The sequence below is a fragment of the Arthrobacter sp. B2a2-09 genome (genome assembly GCF_027587375.1).
GTDB lineage: Bacteria > Actinomycetota > Actinomycetes > Actinomycetales > Micrococcaceae > Arthrobacter.
In genome coordinates this window covers 136,546-162,267 of sequence record NZ_JAMXIC010000006.1, presented here as the reverse complement: position 1 = coordinate 162,267, position 25,722 = coordinate 136,546, and the positions used below count along the sequence as shown (strand labels likewise).

Sequence of the window (25,722 nt, the reverse complement as noted above, 5' to 3'; positions counted from 1 at the left end):
GTTTGGTGATGTGATGAAAGGGAGGAATCCATGGCCATCCGGGCTGTGGACTGGTCCTCCGCAGGAGATGAATTCACCATGAAGCGCATCGCGTTGATCAAGGGATCGGCACCAGATGCCACGGTCCCGGGAACGCGCCCGAAAGACTACGTCGTGGTCGATGACATCGGCGAGTTCACCTACTACCCGTCCGAGACCGCCATGCTGGAAGACCTCGAGTACGTGGACGAAGCAGCCTGCGTCCTTGACCGGGCCGGCAACGACTGCCGCCTCACCCTGGATAAGGACAGGAACCTGAGCCTTGGCCCCTCGTTCGGGCCAGTGGAATTCAACTGGCTTCGCCAGGCATGGATGAACAACCGACACCGGAACCTGCAGGCCCATCGTTTGCAGCGCTTCTTCCCCACAACCCGGGAAGCCCTTGTGGCCGAATTGTTTGAAACCCTCACCCTCGAACACGCCAGCAAGGCCAACGGGACACCGTGGGTGCTGGATGTTGGTGGAGAAGAAACGCACCCAGCGACGCTGAGGGACGTCGATGGGCTCCTCGCGGGGCTGGATCACCTTGAACAGGCCACGGTGCGGGACCCTTTCGGCCATGACTACCGGCCGGTCCGCCACCAGACACACCGGCGCGTCGCCCCCGGAGCGGGCTCCATCTACTACGTCGAGATCCACCCCCGCGGGCGGAACCTCCAGCACTCAGGCGCCTAAGGCTGAGGCACCACTCTCGATGGCAAGGTGGCTCCCAGCTGTTAAGAGAGTGCTAAATCTCCGTCCTGCAGCATATGAAAACCATTAAGACCGACGGCGGCCGGCCTCTTCGGTGATCTGATCGAGGGAAGAATTCATGGCCATCCGGGCCGTGGATTGGTCCTCCGCAGGAGCTGACGTAACCATGAAGCGTATTGGCTTTACTAAGGGAACGGCACCCGACGCCACGGTTCTGGGCATGCGTCCAAACGGCTACGTGGTGGTCGATGAGGTCGGTGATTTCTCGTACTATCCGTCCGAGGCCGCCATGCTCAAAGACTTGGAATACGTTGACGAAGCAGCATGCATTCTTGACCGGGCGGGCAACGACTACCGCCTGACGATGGACAAAGACCGGAACCTGCGTCTTGGCCCTTCATTGGGCACGGTGGAATTCAACTGGCTCCGCCAAGCGTGGACGAACAACCAACATAGGAACATGCAGACCCATCCCTTGCAGCGGTTCTACCCGACGACGCTGGAAGCCCTCCTCGCTGGATTGTTTGAAATGCTTTACCTCGAACATGCCGGCAGGACCACGGACGCGCCGTGGATCTTGGATGTGGACGGCGAAGTAGCCCACCCAGCGACGCTCCGGGAAGTCGACGCCCTCCTCACCCGCTTGGATCACCTCGAACGAGTCACGGTGCACGACCCCTTCGGACACGACTACCAGCCAATCCGACATGCAGGGCACCGCTTCTTCTTTCCCGCCGCAGGGTCCGTCTACTACGTCGAGATTCCTGGGAGATTCAAGCGGAGCGGCGCCCACCACTGAGGCGCCATGGCACTCAAATTCTTCTGGCACTTGCGTCATGAATCGTCTGCACCCACCACACAGTAGGCATGAAGATTCAAACAGCGGCTGCGGCGGCCGTCGCGGATGGCATGTGGCAGCTTCTGGCCCGGTGGCGGGACCAAAGCTTGCGCGATGGCTGGCGGTACGTTCGGGATTGGTTCGTACCGGAAGTCGAAGGAATGGCGTTCTCAGTGATGAACGGGGCTTCTTCTGACGGCTCAGCTCGGCTCCTGGGCGCATCGCGTTCCTTCCACGGCGTGGGCATTGGTGAAACGATGGCCGATCTGAGCTCCCTTTTCGCGGCCGCCGGACTGCCCGTGGATCAAAGCGCACTTCAGGAAATCGCCGTCGGGTGGGTAGAGGCCAGTGAGCAAAACCAGCCTTCATCCTGTACGGATGTCAGAACAGGCCTGGCGACCACAGCCCATTTCGAGCGCGTACTTCAAGACGCGCGCCAGGCGGCGAACGGGGCCGGCAAGTGCATGCTAGGGACGATGTTGTTTTCTCTCATGGACAAACAACTGAAGGGCTCGTGGGCGCTATCCGCGGAAGTGGGCCGAATATGTGTCGAGGAATTCACTGGCGAATCAGCGATCCAGGTGTACCGCGATGCCAGGGTGGACTTCCTCATAAGGGGTTCAACAAAAGATCTTGCTGATGCACTCAGGTGCAAGAAGCGGCTTGAGGTGCTCCGGAACGGGGCCCTTGGCACCTGTGAACTCCAGTACCGGCCTTTGCCGTCAACGGATGCCGAGGCCATGAGCCTTGTGGCGCAGCTCAGAGGTTTCCCGGTCAGGCGGCAGTCGCGATGACATGCTACGAAAGTCCGACGAATCTGCTCCCTTCGGCCGCGAGCATGGCCCGACGCGTGGACGGGGGCTCACTACGGCTCATTGCCATCATCGATGCTGTTCGCACCCTCGAAAGCAGAGACACGGTCAGCGTTCAAGACGCCGAAACGGGCACGCGGCGATTCACATCGTCAATAGACACGGTCCCCGAACCGATAACACCTCCTGAGAACGTCGTCGACCAGGTACCCGTCCGCGGGCGCCACCGGGCGGAACGGCTGAGGAACAAATGGCTGATCACCCTTTTCGCGAGGCGGGTCTAATGCTGCATCTACCAGGCAGTCCGCAGAAGCGACTTAGACGACAACCCCACGAAACCAAACACGCGTCGCATCCATCGGATGCCACCGCTTCCAGGGTCTTCTTGGTGCGTCCGCTGAACAGTACCGGGGTACGCCTGGTTCACTACGCGGACAAGGCCACCGCGACTCCTCACGACCCCTTGGCCTATTCCGCCTGGATCATCAATGACTCCGGGGAAGAGCTCACCACCGTCGTTCTTGTCCTGCGGTCCTTCACCAACGCAGGAATGGAAAAACTGCACTACACGACCGGCCCGTCGATCTTGAGCCTCGGCCCGATACCCGCCGGAGGGGAAACCGAGCTCGTCTTCACGTATGTCGTCACCGAAAACGACCAACGACATGCGGGAGAGCTCATCAGCGCCATGGCTGTCCACGCCGAGACCGCCTCCGGGACGAAACTCTGGGATGAACACGACGCCATCACGCCCATTTCCTTGCCCGAATAGCCTCTGCATACACTCCGGATCCCACTCGGGTGCACAGAGCAGTTCGATCGACCCAGAGCTACTGGCACAGGAGTGATGCGGCCCTGCCATGCCGTTTTGCGGATGGTACGTGGCGAATCTCAGGAGCCCCCGAAAAAATTGAGAGTTTCCTACCGGACCCACGTCACGTTCTGCCGGTGCCGACACTAACCAGTCAGATTCGAAGTTCCGGGCGCAGGCCCGGTCGTGACTACTAGTGAGGTGTCCGGTGATATTGAGCAAATTCACCACAGCAAGGCCTGGGATCAGGGGCGGTTCCTGATGACTGTCTGGAATTTCCTGAAGATCTTCAAGAAGGCCTCAAGCAGGTGGCCCGTGAAGGCATTCCGAGCCCGGTCACGGTTGCACCCCAAGTCAGCGGCGTTTTTCGCTGTTATGGCGATCTTTGCGACCATGTTGTCCTTCAGCGGGCTGGGACCCGCGTATGCGACGACGCCGGGTACACCAGGGGTACCCCAGACGGGTACGCCCATCTACACCGAGGACTTCAACAATCTTCCGAATACAACGGCAACCGGGGCAAAGTCGTACTCAGCAGCCGGATCAACGACGTATGTGGGTTCGACCGGCCAGACTTATACGGGATCGCCCCAATGGATCAACGGCAGCCGCTGCAACGGTCTCATTCTGAATTACTCCAACTCGACCACCCCCTCTTGGGCTCAGTCGGGTACGAGCGCCTCTGACTCAGGGGTCAACGGCCGGTGCTCAGACTTCTCCGGGGTCCGCAGTTACCAGTTCCTTAGGATGTTGGCATTGGCGATGGGGCAGCAGTTCGCCCCGGCTTCTCCTTCGAGCTACAACGTGGTGAGCTCCTACACCGAATGCCAGTCCACCTCATCGACAGGCGGAACCTGTGACATCCTGCCTGTCGGCCCGAATGTCGCCACCGGCAGCGTCATGTTCAAGACCGTCCAGCCGATCACGACGATCCCCGGTCACTACTACGCGTTCAGCGTCAACACCGCGTACATAAACTGCGGCATGCCAGGCGCTGACCCTGGATACCAGTTCGCCACCGTGGATCCAGTCACCGGCGCGGTCATCAGCAACCTGGGCACCCCGCTCAACGGCTGTTCAACTGCCACAAGCCCCAACGTCACGACATACACCCAGTCGGTGACAAGTAATGTCGGCGGAGCGTTTGGGACCGTCACCAAAACAGTGAACCTCGCGTCGATGACCACCAACCAGTCGTTCCAAGCCACCGGCACCAGCATCGGCCTGGAAATGTACAACACGAATGGCACTACCAACGGCAACGACGGCGCATTCAGCAACATCAAACTCGTAGATGTCACGCCCCAGCTGGACAAGTCCTTCTTGCCCGCCCTGATCGCACCGGGCCAAACGTCCACGACCACACTCACAATCACCAATACCAGCGAGCTGAACGCAAAGACCGACTGGAGCATCACCGATACCCTGCCCGCCGGACTCGTGATCGCCCCGAATCCCGCCATCGGCGGAACCTGCACCCAAGTCACGGGCGCCCCATTCGTCAAAACAGGAACCGTCGGGTCGAGTGTCTTCACAGCCACGGGCGGTGACCTCGCCCAGGGCCAATCGTCCTGCACCATCACGTTCAACGTGACAGCAGCCGCGGAGGGGACGTATGTCAACGGACCCGGGAACATCGCGACCAACCTCAACCCGCCGGCGAACGCCACCCTTGTCGTCCGCGCGCCGCGGATTACCCTGATCAAGGCGCTCGGAGCACCGCGCGAGGCGGCAACGGACCAGTTCACGATGCAGATCCGCACCGGCGGGGCGACAGGCACGGTGGTCAACAACCCCGCGAACTCGACCACGGCCGGCGCGGGGTCAACCGTCACGCCCGGAACCGGCACCACAGGGGCCTACATTGCGTCGGCCGGAACAACGTACACCCTGACCGAAGCGGCCGCCGGGACGACCAACCTTGCGAACTATTCCGGCACCGTCACCTGTACGGACTCGTTCGGGCTCCAGACCGGTCTGCCCAACGGCGCCGCGTACACCGGTTCCCTTGCCATCACGCCGGTGGTTGGGGCGAACATCACCTGCACCTTGTCAAACAACGCACTGCCCATTATCAACGTCGCGAAACAGACGGGTACCGTTACCGGCCCGGATACGAACGGCACCTACCTCGCCAACTACACCATTACCATCGCCAACAGCGGCTCAGTTGCCGGCGCGTACGGTGCACTGACCGACACCCCGGCGTTCGCTTCGAATCTGGCCCCCACTGGCGCCGTCTGGACGACGTCCGGGACCGGGGCCCCTGCCGGCGGCTCGTCGTCGACCGCCGGACCCTACACGCTCGCCCCCGCGGGTTCCGGCATCGGTGCGGGGGTCACGCAGACTTTCAACCTCGCGGTGACGTTCCACTTCACGAACACCTCGCAGGCGACCGCCTGCGCCGGCCCCGGGACCGGCCTGTTCAACTCAGCGGCCCTGCCTGCGGGCCAGGAGCAGGGCCCGACGACGGACAACGCCGCCTGCGATACGCCGCCCGCTTCCAATCTGGTGGCCTCCAAGAGCGTGAATCCGACGGCCGGGACCATGGTCCAACCCGGGCAGGTTCTCACGTACACGTTGACTTTCGACAACACCGCCGGTACTGCTCCCGCTGCCATCGGTTACACCGACTGGCTCGGGAACGTCCTGGACGACACAACCTTCGTGGCCAACTCCATCACCACGACTACCACGAGCGGGATTCCCTTGGTTGTCGCGAACAACTCGGGTGCAGCAACGAAGACCCTGGGCATCACCGGCACCGTGTCGGCCGGCACGAAGAGCGTGGTGACCTATCAGGTGAAGGTCAATAGCGACGGCAGCCTGGGCAATGCCTCGATCGAGAACTACCTGACGCCCTCGACCATCATCACTCCCCCGACGTCCTGCCCGGCCGGCAGCACTACCTGCACCGTCAATCCCGTGGGCTCGTGGACACTGGGCAAGACCGCGTCCCCTGCTTCAGGAACTTACATCAATCCGGGCGACCCTAGCGCAAACCGGGTGATCACCTACTCGGTGACTGCCACCAGTTCCACCGTGAATCCCATCACCGGTGTCATCCTCAGCGATGACCTGAGCCAGGTCTTGAACAACGCCACGTTCACCGCCGGGTCGGCGAAGCTGACCATCAACGGCGGCACACCCCTCGCGGTTGCGGATCCTGGCGCCGGTAACAAGCTGATCACACCTTCTTTCACCCTCCCGGGCAACGGCACGGCGGTGTTGACCTACTCGGTGACGGTCAACACGAATGCGTGGCTCGTCACCCTGAAGAACGGGGCAACGGGCAACGGTGTCATCCCGCCGGCACGATGCGTCACCGGAAACCCGGCGCCGCTTGACCCGGCGTGTTTCACCACCAACCCCACCACGGGCCACCTGTTCGTGCAGAAGGCAGGACCTGGTCCAACCCAGGGTTCCACCGTCCCGCTGACCGGCTCGAGCTTTGAGATCCACAACGATGCTGCCGGGCAAATGGGCACAACCCTGATCGGCGTCAACAGCACTGTGTCCGGATCTCCCGGACTGGTAGAGGCCAGGAACCTGCTTCCGGGAACGTACTGGCTGCTTGAGACCACGGCCCCGAACGGCTACTCGCTGCTGGCGACTCCCGTGAAGTTCACCGTAGCGGCCAACGGCAGCATCACCTTGGACCCGGCCACCGCGGGCACCTCCGTGACAGCAAACGGCGTGACCATCACCGTCCTGGACATGGCGGCCGTCAAGCTTCCAGCCGCCGGCGGCCCAGGCTATGCCGGCCCCTTCGGGGGCGCCCTTCTGGGGATCCTCCTCCTCATGATTTCGCTCGCCCTCATCGTTATCAGGCGAGCGGACAAAACCCCACATACCCAGATTGCTGAGAGTATCTCCGTGCATCTCCCTGGGGACAACACGAAAGGAACACGATGAAATCATCGAAGGTGAGGCGCACAATCGTTGCTTCGCTGGCTGCAATTGCCTCAGCAGCAATGCTTGCCCTCGGGGCCGGGGGTGCAAACGCGGCGAACATTGCCAACGTCGATCCGTCCCAGACGGGTACGCTGACCATCCACAAGTACCAGACGCCGGCCACGCCGACCAACCTGCCCAACAACGGAACGGCCCTGACTCCCGCCCAGCTAGCGGGCCTGACGCCCATGGCCGGGGTCACGTTCACGGTGCAGAAGGTCAACAACATTGACCTGACGACGAATGCGGGCTGGGCTACGGCGGCGGCCCTGACACCGGCCCAGGCCGCGGCGCAGGCGTCGACCCCGGGCTCGACGGTCACGACGGACGCGAGCGGAACAGGGACTCTGGGGAACCTTCCCCTGGGCCTGTACCTGGTGACGGAGACCGGCTACCCTGCCGGCGTCACTCCCTCGGCTCCGTTCCTGGTGACCCTTCCCCTGACGGACCCCGTGAACGAGAACAACTGGATGTACAACGTCAACGTCTACCCCAAGAACGCCGTCACCACCGCGACGAAGACCGTCACCGATACCTCCGCCATCAAGCTCGGCGACAGTGTGAAGTGGACCATCACGGGCGGCATCCCCAACGTCAACCCGATCGATGGCTACCGGATCACCGACCAACTCGACCCTAAACTGACGTACACAAACTCGACGGTCGCGCTCTCCAACGGCGCCACTCTCACGTTGAACACGGACTACACCATCGCGTTCAACGCGGCCACGAACACCCTCACGGTCGACTTCACCGCCAGCGGCCGCGCCATCCTCGCTGCTAACCCCACGGCCAAGGTCGTCGTTACCGTGAACACCACAGTGAACGCGGTCGGCCAAATCTCGAACACGGCCAACGTCTACCCGAACGCGGCCAGCTTCAACATCACCCCGGGCCAGCCCGGCGGTCCGGTCGTCACTCCCCCGGTGATTACCAAGTGGGGCGACATCGTCCTTCACAAGCAGGACTCCAAGAGCTCCGCGGCCTTGGCCGGCGCCGCGTTCTCGGTGTACCCGACCCAGGCCGATGCCCTGGCCGGCACCAACGCGATCACCGTCGCCGGCGTTAGCTCCTGGACCACCGATGCGACCGGAAACCTCGTGATCTCCGGCCTGCGCTACTCCAACTGGGCCAACGGGGTTGCGGTAAGCCCCGGCCAGACCGGCTACCAGGCGTACTGGCTGGTGGAGACCAAGGCCCCTGCCGGGTACGAGCTGCTCGCCCAGCCGGTTCAGACCACGGTCACCAGCTCTGACCCCGCGGTCGTGACAGTGACCATCGGAAATGTCCTGGCGAACGCCGGATTCCAGTTGCCGTTCACCGGTGGTGTGGGAACCTGGGCCCTGACCACCGGCGGGATTCTCGTGCTGGCAGGTGCCGGTCTGTTCTTGGTCACAGGCCGTCGGAGGCGCACCGAGGCAAAGTAAGCATCCCTCGGTGATCTGCACCCCTTGATGCAGGGTGTGGGGCATCCACCAACGCGGTGGATGCCCCACACCGCTCCCGTCCATCAAAGCAAGAGGCCCCAATGACTCAAACCCTCGAAGAATTCATGGAGGGTTCCGAACCCGGCCCAGAAGGCCCCCCTCGTCGCCGCAGAACCCGCAAGGTACTCCGCGGGCGCACAAGCATCCGGCGCGGCCGTATTGACCGGAGATTCGTGACCATGATGGTCATCGCGGCCATCGGGCTGGGCCTGGTCCTCTACCCGCAGGCAGCGGACTGGTTCAGCTCCATATCCCACAACAGCCAACTATCCGGATACGCGCAGGACGTCGAACAGCTTGACCCCTCGGCTAGGACGAAAGTGTTGGACCGTGCGCGCGAATACAACTCCCGGATCCCCGCCGGACAGCTGCGTGACCCCTACTCCACCCAAGCCCCCACCCCGGCGTTGGAAGGGCAACTGAAGGACTACCAAAGCCAACTGAACGTCGCCAACGACGAGGTGATCGGCAGACTCCGCTACCCCTCCCTGAACATCGATCTGCCGATCTTCCACGGAACCAGCGACGACGTCCTGGCCAAAGGAGTCGGCCACCTCTACGGATCCTCCCTTCCCGTCGGAGGACCGGGTACACAGAGCGTCCTGACATCACACTCGGGAATCCCCAACGCTGAACTCTTCACCCCGCTCCACAGCGCCAAAATCGGCGACATCTTCTCCACCGAAGTCATGGACCACACCTTCCTGTACAAGGTGAACAAGATCGAGGTGGTCAAACCGGACGACATCTCTTCCCTGAAAGTAGTCGCCGGCGAGGATCAAATCACCCTGATCACGTGCACCCCCATTGGAGTGAACTCCCACCGGCTCTTGGTCCATGCCTCCCGGATCGCAGACATCCCCAAAGACGCGCCGGAACAGAAAACCCTCGCAGGACGCCAAACCAACATCGGATTCCCGTTTTGGGCTGTCTACTTCATCGGGGGCCTGCTCGCCTTCTACTTGGCCCCCGCTATCTTGAGATATGCGCAGGGACCTCGACATCGTGAACACCCCGTGAAGTCGGCGTCCCGTGCCCCCTTGAGAAAATATTCCAAAACTGCGTCATAAGTTCCGGGTCCGGCCACTGTGTCTATATGGTCGGAAATATTTATGCTCGTAGGGAAGCCGGTTATGGCGCCTAGTACTACCTCTTCAAAGGCCGACGCTGTCAGCGACGGTCAACTAATCGCCATGGTCCGCGGTGGAAATCTGGATGCCTATGACGGGCTCTACGCTCGCCATGTCTCCATCGCTTCTACCGTCGCCCGCAAAAACGTTGACAACCTCAGCGATGCCGACGACGTCGTCGCCGAAGCATTCCGGTCGGTCCTGCAGAGCCTTGTCGCGGGCAAAGGGCCCGAGCAATTCTTCCGCGGGTACTTGTTGTCCGCGGTGACACGGCTTTCCCACCATAGGAACCGGAATGCCCGCCGCTCCCTGCCGACCGGCGACGAGTCTGTTCTTGACCACAAAATGACACCGGACGATCCCGTCATCCAGGCCTTCGAATCTCACACCGTGGCCCGTGCCTTCCGATCACTGCCGGAACGATGGCAATCGGCGCTGTGGTACCTGGACGTGGAACGGATGAAACCCGCCGTCGTCGCTCCGATCCTCGGGCTCTCCCCCAACGCTGTCTCCGCACTGGGCGTGCGGGCGCGGGAAGGGTTGCGCAGACAGTATTTGCAGATGCACGTCAACGAGACTCCGCAAGGTGCCTGCACGAAGGTCGTCCCCCAGCTCGGATCTTATGTTCGCGGAGGCCTGTCCAAACACGCCGAGGCAAAAGTCCGGGATCACCTTGACGGGTGCGCCAAGTGCACGGCCGTGCTGCTGGAGCTCGGGGACGTGCAGGCAACCATGCGGGCCGTGCTCCTGCCATTGATAACAGGCGTCCCGTTGGCTGCCTGGGGAAGCGGCGCCTCGGGACTGGGCGTTGCAGGGCAGTTTCATTCGGTGCCGGCGGCACCCGGGGTGGGCAAGCTCTCACAGCCCTTGTTTATGTCTGTCCTCGCTACCCTCGCCGTGGGGCTGGTCGTGGGAGCTGTCGGCTTGGTCCAGGTCCTGACCGGCCAGCCGGCACCACAGGGGTATCAGGACGCCGAGATACAAACAACCCGGTCTGCCCGGCCGACACCTGCGCCGTCACAGGCCCAGTCGCCCACCCCCGCTGCCTCCGAAGCGCCCCCGCCGCTTCAGCCGCTGCCGGACGAGCCGGCGTCGCCTGTGATCACTGAACCCCTCTTTGCGGCGCCGGTGCCGGCACGAGTGCCCGCGCCCACCGGCACGCCCATACCCGTTCCCGTTCCGGTGCGGACCCCGTCGCCGACGCCGACACCGACGCCGGCTCCCACGCCGACGGCAAATCGTGGGAAAGTCAGCGGTAAAGCGAGCCGGACGGACTCGGGCGCGGAACCCACGACGGCAACACTCGAGACCGTATTCACCCTGTCTCGAGGATTCGGGAATGCCACCGCCGACTTCTCGATCAACGCCCCTGGCACAATTTCAAGCGGCTCCGTAACTGCCCCTGCGGGATGGAGCTGCTCGGCGAAGCCACTGGATCCCTCCAGCATCAGCTGCGCGACAAGCTCGGTGCAACCCGGCGAACTGAAGTTCGGGCTCACCGTCAGAATCGTGGACCAGGACGTCCACACCTTGACGTATGGCTTGAATGGACCTGGGATTGCAACGAATTCCTTCCACTACGACTTCTGACAGATGTAGCGGCCCAAAAACTACCCAACACCCGCGGCGTCACGAAGTACCCCTCCGACGCACTCATGAAGTGGCAGCGTCGAACGGCTGCCTTCGCAACATAAGACCCTGACGCGCGGAACACCAAGTTGAGGGGAAGAACCAAGGGAGAACCGCAATGACCTCACAATTCAATCTCCACGTTGACGCGGACGCTGGTCTGCGGTTCGAACTCGTCACCGGAAATGGTGAAGTGCTGCTCACCTCCAAGGCTTTTGAGGACGAAGACGCGGCAATCGCAGCGATCTGGTCAGTGCGCGAGGCCGCGGCCAACGGGCGCATCGTTGATCTCACTGGATCGGTGCCGGAAAACCACCCCGCTGTTGGGCTTGAAGATGTGAGCGAGCGTCCGCGAAAAACGCCCCAAAAGTGAGCGAGCGTCGGATGGGACATGCCTACGCCGGCGGCGCCGTGGATTCGCGGACCACAAGGTGCGTAGCGAGCTCCACTCGCCGCGAGTCCAACGCGTCACCCCGCATTTGGCGCAGGACGAATCGCAGGGCGGCGCGGCCCATTTCCTGCAGCGGCTGGGATACGGACGTGAGCGGCGGGACCGATTCCTCCGCTTGGTAGGTTCCGTCGAATCCCACCACGCTGATGTCCTCCGGGATGCGGATCTTTTGCCGACGCGCCTCGGCGAGCACGCCCAAGGCGATGCTGTCGCTTGCGGCGAAGATCGCCGTTGGGCGCTCTTCGAGTTGAAGCAGGGTCTTCATTCCCGCAACACCGTTGTCGGAACGGAAGGGTCCTGACAGGATGTAGCGCTCCTCCACGGGCACCCCCTTCGCCATCAGCGCGGCCATGTACCCGTGCAGCCGGGCCTGGTTGCACTCGGCTGCTTCCGGCCCACCCAAGTAGGCGATCCTGCGATGTCCAAGATCCAGCAGGTGGGCCGTGGCAGCCTTGCCCCCAGCCCAGTTGCTGGCGCCGACGCTGACCACGTCACCTGGTGGCGGATTGAGCGGGTCGATGACAACGATAGGAATCTGCCGCCGTCGAAATGGATCCAGCTGGGCCGAACTGAACGCCGAGGTCACCACGATCATGCCGCTGCGGCCTTCGTCGACGATTCGCTGCGCCCTCTGCTCTAGGCTCAGCTTCGACGCCGACTGCTGGCCGGTGATGTTGAGCAGGACTTCAACATCGGAGGCGGCCGCATGCTCCAGCACGCCATTGAGCACTTCCACCCCATAGGCCGAATTCAAGGTGTCGAACACAACTTCCACCACGGGCCGGCGGCTGGCGGTGTTCTTTCGCTGAAGCGGTGACTTGTACCCCGTCCGCTCCAAGGCGGTCAGAACTTTGGCGCGGGTACCAGCTGCAACGTCCTCGCGCCCATTGACCACCTTCGAGACGGTCGGCATCGAGACGCCCGCTTCCCGGGCAATGGCGGCCAATGTCACCTTGGCGGAACCTTCATTGCTGGCCACGGATCCTCAACTCTTTCGAAATATTTCGTTGACACAAGTCTGGACGGCAAGGCCAGCAGAGTCAATCTCCATTTCGTAAAAGAGTTGAACTTTATGTCCAAATCGCCTTGACGGTGACCCACACCACAGCTAAATTTGCCTAACGGACCGAAAAGATTGTCGAAATATTTCGAAGATTCGGATCAAGCATATTCAGCGGCAGTGCAGCCTCGCTCCCCGAAGGCCGGACTCCCGAAACCAATAGCCGGGCAATCAGCGTCGAGCCCGGAGGACGAATGGAATTGCAAATGGTAAAACTCGCGTTGCGCTCAGCAGCGATCGCCGTCACTGCTGCGGCCGTATCGATCTCCCTCGCAGCTTGCGGATCAAGTGGACCGGCAAGTTCGGTAGGAAACGCCGACTCGGCGAGCATGTGGGGCCTGACGGGCGGTAACCAGCCCGTACTCCAGAAGTCCATCGATGCATGGAACAAAGCCCACCCTGACGAGGCCGTCAAGCTTGATTTCTTCGCGAATGACGCTTACAAGACCAAGGTGCGCACCGCCGTCGGCGCCGGTCAAGGACCCACCTTCATTTACGGTTGGGGCGGTGGCGTCCTGAAGTCCTATGTCGACGCCGGGCAGGTGGCCGACCTGTCGGACTTCGTATCGTCAAACCCCGATGTCAAGAACCGCTACCTGCCGTCCGTGCTCAAGAACGGCGTGATCGACGGCAAGACGTATGCCCTGCCCAACAACAACGTTCAGCCCGTCGTCCTGTACTACAACAAGGAAGTCTTCGATAAGATCGGCGCCCAGGCCCCCAAGACGTGGGACGAGCTGATGGCATTGGTGCCGAAGTTCAAGGCTGCAGGCATCGCTCCGTTCTCCCTAGGCGGCCAGTCCAAGTGGCCGGACTTGATGTGGCTCGAATACCTGGTGGAGCGCATCGGCGGACCCGACGTCTTCGCGAACATCGCCGCCAACAAGCCCGGCGCCTGGTCCGATCCCGCCGTTAAGGAAGCCCTGAGCAAGATCCAGGACCTGGTGGACGCAGGCGGATTCGCCAACGGCTTCTCCTCCATTGCCGCCGACAGCAACGCGGACCAGGCCCTCCTCTACACCGGCAAGGCCGCCATGATCCTGCAGGGTGGCTGGATCTACCAGAGCATGAAGAAGGACGCCGCGGACTTCGTCAAGAACGGGAAGCTAGGCTACGTCACCTTCCCCACCGTTTCCGGAGGCAAGGGCGATCCGGCCAACGTCGTGGGCAACCCTTCCAACTTCTGGTCGATCTCTTCCAAGGCCACTGACAGCCAGAAGAAGGCAGCACTCGACTACGTCAAGAGCGGAATGTTCACCGACGCCGACACGCAGGCCTTGATCGACTCCGGAGCCGTTCCCGTGACCACGGGCATCGAAAGCAAGCTGGCCGCATCGCCGGACAAGGACTTCCTGAGCTACGTGTACGGCATGGCCAAGAACGCCCCCAGCTTCACCCTCTCCTGGGACCAGGCCCTCAGCCCCGCCCAGGGAGACGCCATGTTGGCGAACCTGGACCAGATCTTCCTGAAGAAGATCAGCCCCGATCAGTTCGTCTCGACCATGAACGCAACGATCGGAAAGTAACCAGTGTCTACCTCAACCGGTTCTTCCCGGCGGGTCCTTGAAAAGGGCCCGTCGGGGTGGCTGGCCGCACCAGCCCTCGTCTTCTTCCTCCTCTTCGCCATCATTCCGCTCTTCGGCGTGCTCTTCCTCAGCTTCACCAAATGGGACGGGTTGGGCGAAATCAAGCTGGACGGCTTGTCGAGCTGGACCACGGTCCTGACGGATCCCGTCACCGGCAATGCGCTGTGGGTCACCGCCAAGATCATGTTCTTCTCGTTCATCGTCCAGGCTCCCATCAGCTTGCTCCTCGGAGTCTTCACGTCCGCATCCCAGAAATACCGCGCGGCCCTCGCCGTCCTTTATTTCGTGCCGCTGCTGCTGTCCTCGGCGGCCGTCGCCATCGCCTACAAGGCCCTCTTGGACCCGAACTTCGGCCTTGGCCCGGGCTTGGGCCTTCCATTCCTGGCCCAGGACTGGCTCGGCAACTCGGATCTGGTGCTGTTCGTCGTCGTGTTCGTCATCGCCTGGCAGTTTGTCCCGTTCCACACGCTTATCTACCAAGGCGGCGTACGCCAGATCCCGGCATCGCTGTACGAAGCGGCCCAAATCGACGGCGCCGGGCGCGTCCAACAGTTCTTCGCCATCACCTTGCCCCAGTTGAAGTACACCATCATCACGTCCTCCACCCTCATGGTGGTCGGCTCACTGGCCTACTTCGACCTCGTCTTCGTCCTTACCGGCGGAGGCCCCGGCTACTCCACGCGGCTGCTTCCGCTGCACATGTACCTGACCGGCTTCAAGGCCAACGACATGGGAGCGGCGAGCGCCCTGGGCGTCATCCTCGTGGTGATCGGCCTTGCCCTGGCCCTCCTCCTGCAAAGACTCGGTGGCAAGAACCGCAACGCAAGCCAATTGGAAGGTGCCTGATGGCTTCCACAACCCAGATTCCCGCACCCCCGGCAAGGCGCACCGCGCTAAGCAACAAGCAAGGCCGCAAGCAGGGCCCCCGGGCAAAACGGACCAAGGGCCCTGGACGCTTCCGTCCCAACTACCTGGGCGGCTTGGGCGGCTGGCTTTGGCTGGCGATCATCATCGTTCCCATCTACTACGTGGTGGTGACGAGCCTCAAGAACCAGGCCGGGTTCTTCACCTCGAACCCGATGATGCCGCCAACGGAGCCGACCCTCGACAACTACAAGCTCGTCCTGGACAACGACTTCGCGATGTACTTCGCCAACAGCCTGATCGTCACGGTGGGCAGCGTTGTACCGGCACTCTTGGTCTCGTTCATGGCCGCTTACGCAATCGTTCGGGGCAAGGGCCGGTTCCTGACGTGGACGAACAACACGTTCCTCCTTGGCCTGGCGATTCCCTTGCACGCCACGATCATTCCGATCTATTGGATGATCACCAAGGCGCATCTCTATGACACGTTGTTGGCGTTGATCCTCCCCTCCATCGCGTTCGCCATTCCCATTTCCGTCCTCATCCTGAGCAACTTCATGCGCGATGTTCCCAACGAATTGTTCGAGTCCATGCGGCTAGACGGCTGCTCGGACTGGGCCATGATGTGGCGCCTCGCGCTGCCCATGACCCGGCCCGCCGTCGTGACCGTTGGTATCTACAACGCGCTGGGAGTCTGGAACGGCTTCCTCTTCCCGCTTATCTTGACCCAGAGCCCGTCCACCCGGGTGCTTCCGCTGTCCTTGTGGACCTTCCAGGGCGAATTCAGCGTGAACATCCCCGCCGTGCTGGCTTCCGTGGTGCTCGCCACCTTGCCGCTGCTGGTCATCTATGTGGTGGCCCGCCGCCAGCTGCTCAGCGGATTGACCGCCGGATTCAGCAAATAGCCAACGCTCTTTTGAAGAACACGAAAGGAAACACAATGACCACCGCAAAGCCCTTGCGCGTCGGCATGGTCGGCTACGCGTTCATGGGCGCCGCCCACTCCCACGCCTGGCGGACAGCGCCGCGGTTCTTCGATCTCCCGCTGGACCCCCAGCTCACCGCCCTTTGCGGCCGGAACGACGACGGCGTCCGCGCCGCCGCGGCCAAGCTCGGCTGGGGGTCGGTGGAGACTGATTGGCGCCAGCTCCTCGAGCGCGACGACATCGACCTCATCGACATCTGCACCCCGGGCAACACTCACGCCGAGATCGCGATCGCAGCCCTTGAAGCCGGCAAGCACGTGCTCTGCGAGAAGCCCCTGGCCAATTCGGTGGCGGAAGCAGAGCACATGACCGAAGTCGCCCAAGCCGCGGCGCAACGCGGAGTCTTCTCGATGTGCGGCTTCAGCTACCGCCGCACCCCCGCGTTGGCGCTGGCCAAGCGAATGGTCGAACAGGGCCAGCTGGGAAACATCCGGCACGTGCGGGCACAGTACCTGCAGGACTGGCTCAGCGACGAAAACGCGCCCATGACCTGGCGGCTGGACAAGTCCAAGTCCGGATCAGGCTCCTTGGGAGACATCGGAGCGCACAGCATCGACGCAGCGCAATGGGTCACCGGGCAGCAAATCACGGGCGTTTCCGCGCTCCTGGAAACCTTCGTCCACGAGCGTCCGCTGGCCGGCGACCTCGTGGGCCTCGGCGGCCACGGCGATGTCGGCGCGGATGCGCCGCGCGGCAGGGTCACCGTTGATGACGCCGCCATTTTCACCGCAAGGTTCGACGGCGGCGCTACTTCCGCGGGCGCCGTCGGGGTCTTCGAGGCCACCCGTTTCGCACTGGGACGGAAGAATGCCATGCGCCTGGAGGTCAACGGCACCAAGGCGTCTCTCGCATTCGACTTCGAGGAGATGAACGTCCTGTCCTTCTACGACGCCGCCGAATCTCCCGACGCCGGCTTCCGGCGGATTTTCGTCACGGAACCCGAGCATCCTTACGCCGGCAATTGGTGGCCCACCGGGCATGGCCTCGGATACGAACATGGCTTCACGCACCAAGTGGTGGACCTCGTGACCGCGATCGGCGCAGGCGAGCAGCCCTCGCCGTCGTTCGCTGATGCCTTGCAGGTGCAAAAAGTGCTGGCTGCCGTGGAAGGCAGCGCCGCAGAGTCCAGCCGCTGGCAGAAAGTCTAGGAGGGAATCCCGATGACAAGACCCATCACACTGTTCACCGGCCAATGGGCCGATCTGCCCTTCGAAGAGGTCGCCCGGCTCGCGGGCGAATGGGGCTTCGACGGGCTCGAAATCGCCTGCTGGGGCGACCACCTTGACCCCTATCGCGCCTCCGTGGACGACAGCTATGTCCAGGAACGCCTCGACATCCTCGAGAAGAACGGCCTTCAGGTCTTTGCCATCGCCAACCACCTCACAGGTCAGGCCGTATGCGACGATCCCATCGATGAACGCCACCGGGACATCCTGTCCGATGAAGTCTGGGGCGATGGTGATCCCGAAGGGGTGCGTCAACGCGCGGCGGAGGCAATGAAGGTGACGGCACGGGCCGCGGCACGCCTCGGCGTCAAGACCGTCACGGGATTCACCGGCTCCTCCATTTGGAAAGCCGTGGCCATGTTCCCGCCCGCCTCGGAGTCGATGATCGAGCGCGGCTACCAGGATTTCGCGGACCGCTGGAACCCGATCCTCGACGTGTTCGACGAGGTAGGAGTCCGCTTCGCCCTGGAAGTCCACCCCTCCGAGATCGCCTACGACTATTGGACGGCAAAGCGCGCCTTGGAGGCAGTGGGGCACCGGGAGAGCTTCGGCCTGAACTTCGATCCGTCTCATTTCATCTGGCAGGACCTGGATCCGGTGATGTTCCTCCAGGATTTCGCGCCGAAGATCTTCCATATGCACGTCAAGGAATCCATCCGCCAGCTCAATGGCCGCAATGGCCGGCTCGGATCCCACTTGCCTTGGGCCGATCCGCGGCGGGGCTGGGACTTCGTCACCGCGGGCCATGGAGACGTGAAGTGGGAGCCGATCTTCCGCACCCTCAATGCCGTCGGCTACGACGGACCCACCAGTGTCGAGTGGGAAGACGCAGGCATGGACCGACTCGTGGGCGCTCCGCAATCCCTGGCCATGGTCCGGGAACTTGCCGCCATCGCGCCTCCGGTCGCCGCTTTCGACGCCGCCTTCTCAAGCCGCTGACCATTCGTTTTCGGCTGTCCGGCCGTATTTCTAAGCAAAGGAAATCATGACTGACAACAAGACCGCCCTGGTGGTCCGTGGCGGCTGGGATGGCCACCAGCCATTCGAAGCCACAGAGCTCTTCATCCCGTTCCTCAAGGACAACGGCTACGACGTCCGGGTGGAGGAATCCCCCAAGGTATATGCCGATTCGGCATATATGTCCGGCGTGGACTTGATCGTGCAGTGCATGACCATGTCCACCATCGAGAAGGACGAATTCGAGGGGCTCCGCACCGCCGTCGAAAACGGCACGGGACTTGCCGGCTGGCACGGCGGCATCGCCGATTCCTACCGCAACAACTCGGACTACCTGCACATGATCGGCGCACAGTTCGCCTGCCACCCGGGCAAACATCCGGACGAACGCATCGGCGAGCAGTCTGACAACTACGTGCCGTACACAGTGAACATGCTCCCGGCCGCCGCGATCCATCCCATCACGCACGGGCTTAGCGACTTCGAGTTGGTCACCGAGCAGTACTGGGTACTCTCGGACGACTACATCGACGTCCTCGCCACCACCACGCAGAAGGTCAGGGACTGGGACCAATGGAACCGGGAAGTCACCTCACCCGCCATCTGGACCCGGCAGTGGGCCGAAGGCCGGATCTTCGTCTGCACCCCGGGACACCGCGTGGAAATCCTCCAGGACAGCAACGTCCGCACGATCATCGAAAGGGGCATGCTTTGGGCAAGCCGTTGAAAGTAGGAATCGTTGGTTGCGGCGCCATCATCGCCCAGTACCTGGCCAACTTCCGGAGGCTGGAAGCGATTGATTTGGTGGCCGTGGCGGATCTCGATCCCGCGCGCGCCCAGGCGGTTGCGGATTCTTACGAGGGTGTCCGTGCGGTGACCGTCGACGAACTCCTGGCGGCGGACGACGTCGAACTCGTCCTGAATCTCACCATTCCGGCCGCGCATGCACCGATCGCTTTGAGGGCGATCGCTGCCGGCAAGAGCCTGTACGGGGAGAAGCCGCTCGCTGCGACTACCGCCGAGGCGCGGCAAGTGCTCGACGCTGCGCGGGAGGCCGGCGTCGTGGTCGGCTGCGCGCCGGATACGGTGCTCGGCACCGGGATCCAGACCGCCCGCAAAGCGATCGACGACGGATTGATCGGCGCACCGATCTCAGCCACTGCAACGATGGTGACACCGGGTCACGAGCGCTGGCATCCCAATCCTGATTTCTACTACCAGCCCGGTGGCGGACCGCTGCTAGACATGGGCCCCTATTACGTGAGCGCGCTGGTCACGCTGCTGGGTCCGGTGGTCTCAGTCATCGGAGCCGCAAGCCACACACGGAACACTCGCACCATCGGCTCGGGCCCTCGTGAGGGCGAGGCTATTCCGGTGACCATCGATTCGCACGTAACCGGGGTCCTGGTCCACGCCTCGGGCGCCCTGTCAACGCTTGTGATGAGTTTTGATGCGGTGAAAACCAAGTCGGCCAACATCGAGATCCACGGCGCGGCAGGGTCACTTGTTGTTCCTGACCCGAACCACTTCGAAGGCGACGTTGAGCTCTTCACGCTCGGCGCCGACTCCTGGCAGACCCTCCCGGTCTCGGCCGGCTACATCGATTCGGGCCGAGGCTTCGGCATCGCCGACCTCGCCGCCACCCCGGCCGGCGCCGAGCCGCGCGCGGGCGGCCAACTGGCGTATCACGCCTTGGAGGTCATGGAATCGGTGCTGGCATCCGCCCACAGCGGCTCAGCGGTGTCGATCAAAAGCACGGTCGCACGCCCGGACCTCGTGGAACTGACCGCGTTGGCGGCCCCGCTCGCAGAGGTTCAGGGAATCAGCTCGTAGGCCTGGCCCAAAATTCTCCGGACTGCGGTGGCTGCGGCACCCCTAAGGGACCCAGTCTGCCCCAGTCCGGAGAACACCACGTTTCCTTCCGGGATCAGGCCCGGTGCGTGGTGGTCCAAACTCCGGCGCAGCGCGGGAGCAATCCACTCCTCCAGTACGGCGAAATGACCGCCCAGCACGACGGCGGAAATGTTCGCCACCCGTGCCGTGGAGGCCGCCGCGATTCCGAGGTAGTGCCCGGCCTGTTCCACTGCTGAAACCGCGCGCCCATCGCCGTCGTGGGCGCGTTGCAGCAAGTGGGCCATATGCCGCGTGGCCGAATCCCGATCTATTCCTGCAGCGGAATATATGGCGTCCTGGCCCGCGAAAGTTTCAAGGCAACCATGACCACCGCAGGCGCACAACGGGCCGTCGGGATGCACCACCACATGCCCGATCTCACCGGCATGGCCTTGCGGGCCGGCGAAAAGCTGGGAATCCATGACCAACCCGCCACCGACGCCCACTTCGCCGGAAATGTACAGGAAGTCCCGGAACCGGCCGCCGTGGCCAAACCAGAGTTCCGCGAGCGCGGCGCTATTGGCCTCGTTCGAGAGGGAGACTCCGAAGGGGGCCTCGGGCAGGAGCCGGCGCAGCTCTTCGGAGAGCTCGACGTCGGCCCAGCCCAGGTTCGGTGCGGCCAGCACCACATTGCGTTCCGTATCCACCAGCCCCGGCACCGTCAGTTCCCCGCCAAGAAGTTCGACGCCGGCGTCCGCCGCCCTTGTCGCTGCCAGCTGCGCCATGGCGACGAGGACCGGCAGGATGTCGGAGGGCCCGCTTCCGCGGTTGTGCCGTTCAAGCGTTTCGTGGAAGATCAGTTCCCCTGCGAAATCCAGGACTCCCACGGCGAGGTAGTCCACATTGATTTCCACGGCCAAAGCGCCGCGGGCCGGGTTGAGGACGAGGCCGGTTCCGGGCCGTCCGCGTTCGCCGTCGCGGGTGACACTTGTTTCCTGCACCAGGCCTGACTCAAGCAGATCGGTGACAAGGCTCGAAACGGAGGCCTTCGTCAGGCCGCTTTCCGCGGCAAGCTGCGCGCGCGTGGCCCCGCCGTTCCCCTGGATCCCGGCGAGCACGAGCGCAAGGTTCTGCCTGCGGACATCGCCCACTCTTCCTGGCGACGGCGTGGCGGGCATGTTTCCTCCAGGATCCTGTTTTGACTGCGTGAGTTACATCATCATTCAGGGATCCGAGGTTGCTGGCTATTTGGACCGTGCCGCGCGGCTGGCGAGGGTCCTGCGCCGGAACCGGGTGGCTCCGGCGCAAGAGTGCTCACTTAACCGGTGCTGTTAGGTGGTGTTTGCCGGGGCCCAGCTCGCTGGGGACGCCCCCCGGAAGCTCGACTGTCGCCGTCGTCCCCGTCGGTACAGTGGCGTCGAGGTGCATCGTCCCGTTCTCGATCCGCCATGCGACTTCAGCCATGCCGTACGGGGTCAAGTGGCGCGTAGTAGCGTGGGTGATCCCCCCGCCAGGGAGCGGTCGGATGCCGATCTTCCGGTAGCCGGGTTCGAGGGGTGAGAGGCCGCCGATGACGCGGTGCATCCAGTCAGCTACTGCGCCGAGGGCGTAGTGGTTGAACGAAGTCATCTCACCTGGGTTGATAGTGCCGTCGGGCAACATGGAGTCCCACCGTTCCCAGATGGTGGTTCCTCCTTGCTTCACGGCGTAGAGCCACGAGGGGCATTCTTCTTCCTTGAGCAGGTCGTACGCCGTCCCGACATGGCCGCCGAGGGTGAGGGCGTCGCTAATCACCGGAGTGCCGGCGAATCCGGTGGCGATGCGGTTCCCGGATTCGGCAACGAGCTCTGCGAGGCGCCCGGCGGCACGGCTTTTCTGACCTTCCGTGGGCAGGAGGTCGAACACTAGGGCGAGTGCGTAGGCGGTCTGCGCGTCGCTGGTCATGGTTCCGTCCTCGTGGACGTAGCGCCGGGCGAATGCCTGCCGGACCTTTTCGGCCAATTCCGCGTACCGGGCCTCGTCGTCGACATTGCCGAGGACGCTGGCAATCCGGGAGAGGTGGCGGGCGGACCAAGCGAAGTAGGCGGTGGCGACGAGGTAGCGGTCGGTGCGGGCGTCGGCGGGGTCGTGCGGGGGTGCTGCGGGGTCCAGCCAGTCGCCGAGCTGGAAGCCTTCGTCCCAGAGGTGGGTTTCGCCGGCCCGTTCGGCCATGAGGTCGACCCATGCTTTGGCGCTGGCGTACTGGTCTGCGAGCACGCCCTTGTCTCCGAAGCGCTCGTACAGGGTCCAGGGGGTGAGCACGGCGACATCGCCCCACACGGCGCCGGGGATCGTCGCGTCCCACGAGCCGGCCTGGACCCAGGGGACATACCAGGGGATTGTCCCGTCCGGAAGCTGCTCGTCGGCGACGTCCTTGAGCCATCCGCTGAGCATCCCCGAGCAGTCGTAGAGGAAGGAAGCCGCGGGGGCGAAGACCTGGATGTCTCCTGTCCATCCGAGGCGTTCGTCACGCTGGGGGCAGTCCGTGGGAATGCTGACGAAGTTCCCGCGCATGCTCCACCGGACGTTCTCGTGCAGGCGGTTGATGAGCGGGTCAGAGCATTCGAACCAACCGGTGCGTTCCATGTCGGTGTGGTGGACCCTGGCAGTGAGGGCGTCGAGCTTGACGGCGTCGACGGCTCCTGTGATTTCGACGTAACGGAAGCCGTGCATGGCGAACCGAGGCTCCCAGGTGTGCTCGGAATCGTCCGCGAGGGTGTATTCGTCGGTGGAGGCGGCCAGGCGCAGCGGCCTCGTGTACAGCTCGCCGTCCTGGAGGACCTCGGCGTGGCGGATGGTCACGGTGTCGCCGGGCTTGCCCTGGACGGTGAGCCGGAGCCGGCCGACGAGATTTTGGCCGAAGTCGATCAGGGTCTTGCCTGAGGGCGACGTCCAGACGCGTTGCGGGGCGAGCTCCTCGGTGCACCGGACGGGCGGTCCTGCGGGGGCCTCGAGGGTGGACTTGGCCAGGCTGACTGTCAGCACCCCGGACCACGCACTGTCATCAAAGCCGGGCTGCGACCAGCCGGGTTGCTCGAGGCGGGCGTCGTGGCGTTCGCCGTCGTAGAAGCTCGCGAAGGTGATGGGGCCGTGGGAGGTTCGCCATCCGTCGTCGGTGGTGATGACGTCCCGCCGGCCGTCGTCGTAGATGATTTCGAGCTGCGCGAGCAGGGAGGTCCGGTGCCCGTAGGTGTTGCGGGTGCCTCCCTGGAATCCGATGCGTCCCCGGAACCAGCCGTCGGCGAGCCACGCGCCGACGGTGTTCTCGCCGTCGACGAGGAAGCCGGTGACGTCGAAGGTTGAGTAGATCAGGCGGTGGTCATAGCTCGTCCAGCCCGGGGCGAGAACTTCGTCCCCGACCCGCCGGCCGTTGATCTCCACCTCATACACGCCCTGCGCGGTGACGTAGAGCCTGGCCGAAGCAATGCTTGCTCCAGTCGTGAAGGAGCGCCTGAGCAGGGCAGGCGGGTTGTCTTTCTCACGGTCGTTCTCCAGATCCGGTGTGATCGCCAGGGCCGTCCAGTCCTCGGGGACGAGTAGGCCCGCTTCGATGAAGAATGGGACGCTCCACGGAGACGGGGTTTCATCGTTCCCCCAGACCCGTACCCGCACCTCGACGCGCTCACGCGACTCCAACGCGGGGAATGGCCACTCCACCAGGACGGACTCCGGGGACAAGACTTCCGTTGTCACCCGGGCCTTCCCGACCCGTTCGACGGTGATCTCGTACTTGCGCTGTTCCCATCCGGCCGGGGCTTGTGTCTGCCATGAAAGACGGGGGCGTGCTTCGCCGATGCCGAGGGCAACTGTCCGGTGTTCGGTCTGCAGACGAACCACCCGGGCGGTGGTTGCAGTGGTCTGTTCTGTCGCTGTGGCTGTTGCCGGGATTGTCATGTGGTTCTTCCCAAGTGTTCTCGAGGTGTGAGTGCGGTGGCGGTCCTGGGACCGCCACCGCAAGGTGATCCAGTGTCGGCTCGCGCGGCCGGTCCGGGAGGCTAGGAGCCCGAGGTGTAAGCGGTGTCCATTTGCTTCAGGGCTCCGTTAGCGTCCGTTTTGCCGGCCAGGAGATCCTGCACTACCTGGAAAAGGGTCTGCTGGACGCGGGCGTTGGGCCAGTTCTGGTCCATGAAGGCGTCCGTCTTGCCGCCCTTCTGGTATTGCTGCAGCGTGCTCAGGGCCGGGTCAACCTTGAAGGAGTCGTTCGGGACCGCCGGCAGGGCCTTGTTGGTTTGCGCGTACAGGTTCATGCCGTCAGGGCCTTCGAGGAAGTTGACGAACTTGATGGCCAGGTCCTTGTTTTTCGCGTGTGCGTTGACGCCGTAGGTCGATCCGGCTGCGCCGGCCATGCGGGTATCAGCCGCGTTGTCGCTCGCAGGGACCGGAAGCATGTTCAACTCGGTGCCTTTCGGCGCCTGCGTGCTGATCGCGGCCACGGCCGAGTTCACCTGCACCACGCTGAGCGCGTCGCCCTTGGCGACAGCGGCAAGGCTGGCGTTGTAGTCAGTGCCGAGGGGATTGGCCTGGAAGCAGCCGGCCTTTTGCATCTCGACGTACTTGTTGAGCGCGTCGGTCCACTTCGAGTCGCTGAAGGTGGCCTTCTTGTCGGTCATGTCCTGGGGGAAGTTCGGGTTCGGACCGTAGACGAGGGTGGGGGTAAGTGCGTATGGGATGAGCTGGGTGACCCAGTTTGTCTGCGCGCCCAGCTCAAAGGCTGTCTTACCCTTGACCTTCGCGGCGGAGCAGAACTGCAGCAGTCCGCTCCAGGTGGTCGGCGGAGTCAGGCCCGCCTGGGTCATCGCGGTCATGTTGTAGACCGCGCCGATGCCCGAGAACGTGACTGAGGCACTGTAGGTCTTGCCGTTGTACTGGGTGACAGGCTTGATCCCGGCCGGGAAACTGTTCGCCCAGGACTGACTGGAAAGGTCTTCGAGGAAACCGGCTTTGCCGACCACACGGGTGGCCATGGGGTTGCCGTCCCCCGGCCAGACGAAGACGACGTCCGGGGCAGTTCCCGAGGAAAGCTGGGTGCGGGTGGTGGTCTGGTACTGGTCCAGGGCCGACGTCGTGTACTTCACGTCTACGCCCGGGTTCTGCTCCTTGAACTTGGCCACGACGGCGTCGAGGGCGGGCTTTTCGTTGGTCGTGGCCGCGAGGGTCAGGGTCTTTCCGTCCCCTCCGCCGGCACCGGCGTTGGAACTGCCTCCGCTGCAGGCGGTGAGGCCGAGGGCCGCGGCGACGGCGACCGAGAGGGCCAGAAGGCTCTTCTTGTGCATTGTGTTGCTCTCCTTTGAACTGCAGCCGGGGCGCTGCTTGATACGGGCGTGGAA

At 63.3% G+C, this 25,722-nt stretch carries 20 protein-coding genes; 16 read left to right on the top strand and 4 right to left on the bottom strand.

Features of this window, described 5'->3' with window-relative positions; genetic code table 11:
- Positions 1-30: 30 nt before the first annotated feature.
- The 9 genes from NFJ07_RS09185 to NFJ07_RS09145 all read left to right on the top strand — a co-directional run bounded on the left by NFJ07_RS09185 (position 31) and on the right by NFJ07_RS09145 (position 11,766).
- Positions 31-714, top strand: coding sequence for a hypothetical protein (locus NFJ07_RS09185; protein ID WP_269993798.1), 684 nt, complete (start codon positions 31-33; stop codon positions 712-714).
- 136 nt (positions 715-850) lie between these two features.
- Positions 851-1,531 (top strand): hypothetical protein, encoded by a 681-nt coding sequence (locus NFJ07_RS09180; RefSeq protein ID WP_269993797.1) that lies wholly within the window; start codon positions 851-853, stop codon positions 1,529-1,531.
- Between the two features lie 68 nt (positions 1,532-1,599).
- On the top strand, positions 1,600-2,364 hold the full coding sequence (locus tag NFJ07_RS09175) for a hypothetical protein (RefSeq protein WP_269993796.1): 765 nt from the start codon (positions 1,600-1,602) through the stop codon (positions 2,362-2,364).
- A 406-nt stretch (positions 2,365-2,770) separates the two neighbouring features.
- A complete protein-coding gene (locus NFJ07_RS09170; RefSeq protein WP_269993795.1) occupies positions 2,771-3,154 on the top strand; it encodes a hypothetical protein in 384 nt (127 codons plus the stop codon).
- 300 nt (positions 3,155-3,454) lie between these two features.
- Positions 3,455-7,108, top strand: a complete 3,654-nt coding sequence (locus tag NFJ07_RS09165) for a beta strand repeat-containing protein (protein ID WP_269993794.1) — start codon at positions 3,455-3,457, stop codon at positions 7,106-7,108.
- Entirely contained in the window at positions 7,105-8,574 is a 1,470-nt protein-coding gene (locus tag NFJ07_RS09160) for a SpaH/EbpB family LPXTG-anchored major pilin (RefSeq protein ID WP_269993793.1), read from the top strand. The genes NFJ07_RS09165 and NFJ07_RS09160 overlap by 4 nt, the downstream gene beginning before the upstream one ends.
- Before the next feature lie 101 nt (positions 8,575-8,675).
- Positions 8,676-9,704, top strand: coding sequence for a class C sortase (locus tag NFJ07_RS09155; protein ID WP_269993792.1), 1,029 nt, complete (start codon positions 8,676-8,678; stop codon positions 9,702-9,704).
- A 63-nt stretch (positions 9,705-9,767) separates the two neighbouring features.
- On the top strand, positions 9,768-11,354 hold the full coding sequence (locus tag NFJ07_RS09150; RefSeq protein WP_269993791.1) for a zf-HC2 domain-containing protein: 1,587 nt from the start codon (positions 9,768-9,770) through the stop codon (positions 11,352-11,354).
- A 157-nt stretch (positions 11,355-11,511) separates the two neighbouring features.
- Positions 11,512-11,766: a YegP family protein gene (locus NFJ07_RS09145; RefSeq protein ID WP_269993790.1), complete on the top strand. Its 255-nt coding sequence runs from the start codon at positions 11,512-11,514 to the stop codon at positions 11,764-11,766.
- 22 nt (positions 11,767-11,788) lie between these two features.
- Here NFJ07_RS09145 and NFJ07_RS09140 read toward each other — a convergent pair whose 3' ends face one another.
- Complete coding sequence (locus NFJ07_RS09140) at positions 11,789-12,823, bottom strand: LacI family DNA-binding transcriptional regulator (RefSeq protein ID WP_269993789.1); 1,035 nt, start codon at positions 12,821-12,823, stop codon at positions 11,789-11,791.
- 287 nt (positions 12,824-13,110) lie between these two features.
- Between NFJ07_RS09140 and NFJ07_RS09135 the strand changes: the two genes are divergently transcribed.
- From NFJ07_RS09135 to NFJ07_RS09105, 7 genes are read left to right on the top strand one after another with little or no spacing between them, the layout of a single operon-like run.
- Complete coding sequence (locus tag NFJ07_RS09135; protein ID WP_269993788.1) at positions 13,111-14,430, top strand: extracellular solute-binding protein; 1,320 nt, start codon at positions 13,111-13,113, stop codon at positions 14,428-14,430.
- Between the two features lie 3 nt (positions 14,431-14,433).
- A complete protein-coding gene (locus tag NFJ07_RS09130) occupies positions 14,434-15,336 on the top strand; it encodes a carbohydrate ABC transporter permease (RefSeq protein ID WP_059388769.1) in 903 nt (300 codons plus the stop codon).
- Positions 15,336-16,259: a carbohydrate ABC transporter permease gene (locus tag NFJ07_RS09125; protein WP_269993787.1), complete on the top strand. Its 924-nt coding sequence runs from the start codon at positions 15,336-15,338 to the stop codon at positions 16,257-16,259. Before NFJ07_RS09130 ends, NFJ07_RS09125 begins: the two co-directional genes overlap by 1 nt.
- 35 nt (positions 16,260-16,294) lie before the next feature.
- A complete protein-coding gene (locus NFJ07_RS09120) occupies positions 16,295-17,488 on the top strand; it encodes a Gfo/Idh/MocA family protein (RefSeq protein WP_269993786.1) in 1,194 nt (397 codons plus the stop codon).
- 12 nt (positions 17,489-17,500) lie between these two features.
- Entirely contained in the window at positions 17,501-18,505 is a 1,005-nt protein-coding gene (locus NFJ07_RS09115; RefSeq protein ID WP_269993785.1) for a sugar phosphate isomerase/epimerase family protein, read from the top strand.
- A 46-nt stretch (positions 18,506-18,551) separates the two neighbouring features.
- Positions 18,552-19,250 carry a ThuA domain-containing protein gene (locus NFJ07_RS09110; protein WP_269993784.1) on the top strand — a complete coding sequence of 233 codons (699 nt, stop codon included), beginning with the start codon at positions 18,552-18,554 and terminating at the stop codon, positions 19,248-19,250.
- Positions 19,235-20,356 carry a Gfo/Idh/MocA family protein gene (locus NFJ07_RS09105; protein WP_269993783.1) on the top strand — a complete coding sequence of 374 codons (1,122 nt, stop codon included), beginning with the start codon at positions 19,235-19,237 and terminating at the stop codon, positions 20,354-20,356. Before NFJ07_RS09110 ends, NFJ07_RS09105 begins: the two co-directional genes overlap by 16 nt.
- Here NFJ07_RS09105 and NFJ07_RS09100 read toward each other — a convergent pair.
- The 3 genes from NFJ07_RS09100 to NFJ07_RS09090 form a co-directional block, all read right to left on the bottom strand.
- Positions 20,338-21,534 (bottom strand): ROK family transcriptional regulator, encoded by a 1,197-nt coding sequence (locus tag NFJ07_RS09100; RefSeq protein WP_269993782.1) that lies wholly within the window; start codon positions 21,532-21,534, stop codon positions 20,338-20,340. The two genes, NFJ07_RS09105 and NFJ07_RS09100, sit on opposite strands and share 19 nt — an antisense overlap.
- Before the next feature lie 136 nt (positions 21,535-21,670).
- On the bottom strand, positions 21,671-24,289 hold the full coding sequence (locus NFJ07_RS09095; protein ID WP_269993781.1) for a glycoside hydrolase family 78 protein: 2,619 nt from the start codon (positions 24,287-24,289) through the stop codon (positions 21,671-21,673).
- Positions 24,290-24,390: 101 nt separating this feature from the next.
- Positions 24,391-25,668, bottom strand: a complete 1,278-nt coding sequence (locus NFJ07_RS09090; RefSeq protein ID WP_269993780.1) for an ABC transporter substrate-binding protein — start codon at positions 25,666-25,668, stop codon at positions 24,391-24,393.
- Positions 25,669-25,722 lie beyond the last annotated feature (54 nt).

What these genes read in the sequence shown, in the direction of transcription:
- NFJ07_RS09185 (WP_269993798.1), top strand. Translation starts at nt 31, where the DNA reads ATGGCCATCCGGGCTGTGGACTGGTCCTCCGCAGGAGATGAATTCACC.
- NFJ07_RS09180 (WP_269993797.1), top strand. Translation starts at nt 851, where the DNA reads ATGGCCATCCGGGCCGTGGATTGGTCCTCCGCAGGAGCTGACGTAACC.
- NFJ07_RS09175 (WP_269993796.1), top strand. Translation starts at nt 1,600, where the DNA reads ATGAAGATTCAAACAGCGGCTGCGGCGGCCGTCGCGGATGGCATGTGG.
- NFJ07_RS09165 (WP_269993794.1), top strand. Translation starts at nt 3,455, where the DNA reads ATGACTGTCTGGAATTTCCTGAAGATCTTCAAGAAGGCCTCAAGCAGG.
- NFJ07_RS09160 (WP_269993793.1), top strand. Translation starts at nt 7,105, where the DNA reads ATGAAATCATCGAAGGTGAGGCGCACAATCGTTGCTTCGCTGGCTGCA.
- NFJ07_RS09155 (WP_269993792.1), top strand. Translation starts at nt 8,676, where the DNA reads ATGACTCAAACCCTCGAAGAATTCATGGAGGGTTCCGAACCCGGCCCA.
- NFJ07_RS09150 (WP_269993791.1), top strand. Translation starts at nt 9,768, where the DNA reads ATGGCGCCTAGTACTACCTCTTCAAAGGCCGACGCTGTCAGCGACGGT.
- NFJ07_RS09145 (WP_269993790.1), top strand. Translation starts at nt 11,512, where the DNA reads ATGACCTCACAATTCAATCTCCACGTTGACGCGGACGCTGGTCTGCGG.
- NFJ07_RS09135 (WP_269993788.1), top strand. Translation starts at nt 13,111, where the DNA reads ATGGTAAAACTCGCGTTGCGCTCAGCAGCGATCGCCGTCACTGCTGCG.
- NFJ07_RS09125 (WP_269993787.1), top strand. Translation starts at nt 15,336, where the DNA reads ATGGCTTCCACAACCCAGATTCCCGCACCCCCGGCAAGGCGCACCGCG.
- NFJ07_RS09120 (WP_269993786.1), top strand. Translation starts at nt 16,295, where the DNA reads ATGACCACCGCAAAGCCCTTGCGCGTCGGCATGGTCGGCTACGCGTTC.
- NFJ07_RS09115 (WP_269993785.1), top strand. Translation starts at nt 17,501, where the DNA reads ATGACAAGACCCATCACACTGTTCACCGGCCAATGGGCCGATCTGCCC.
- NFJ07_RS09110 (WP_269993784.1), top strand. Translation starts at nt 18,552, where the DNA reads ATGACTGACAACAAGACCGCCCTGGTGGTCCGTGGCGGCTGGGATGGC.
- NFJ07_RS09100 (WP_269993782.1), bottom strand. Translation starts at nt 21,534, where the DNA reads ATGCCCGCCACGCCGTCGCCAGGAAGAGTGGGCGATGTCCGCAGGCAG.
- NFJ07_RS09095 (WP_269993781.1), bottom strand. Translation starts at nt 24,289, where the DNA reads ATGACAATCCCGGCAACAGCCACAGCGACAGAACAGACCACTGCAACC.
- NFJ07_RS09090 (WP_269993780.1), bottom strand. Translation starts at nt 25,668, where the DNA reads ATGCACAAGAAGAGCCTTCTGGCCCTCTCGGTCGCCGTCGCCGCGGCC.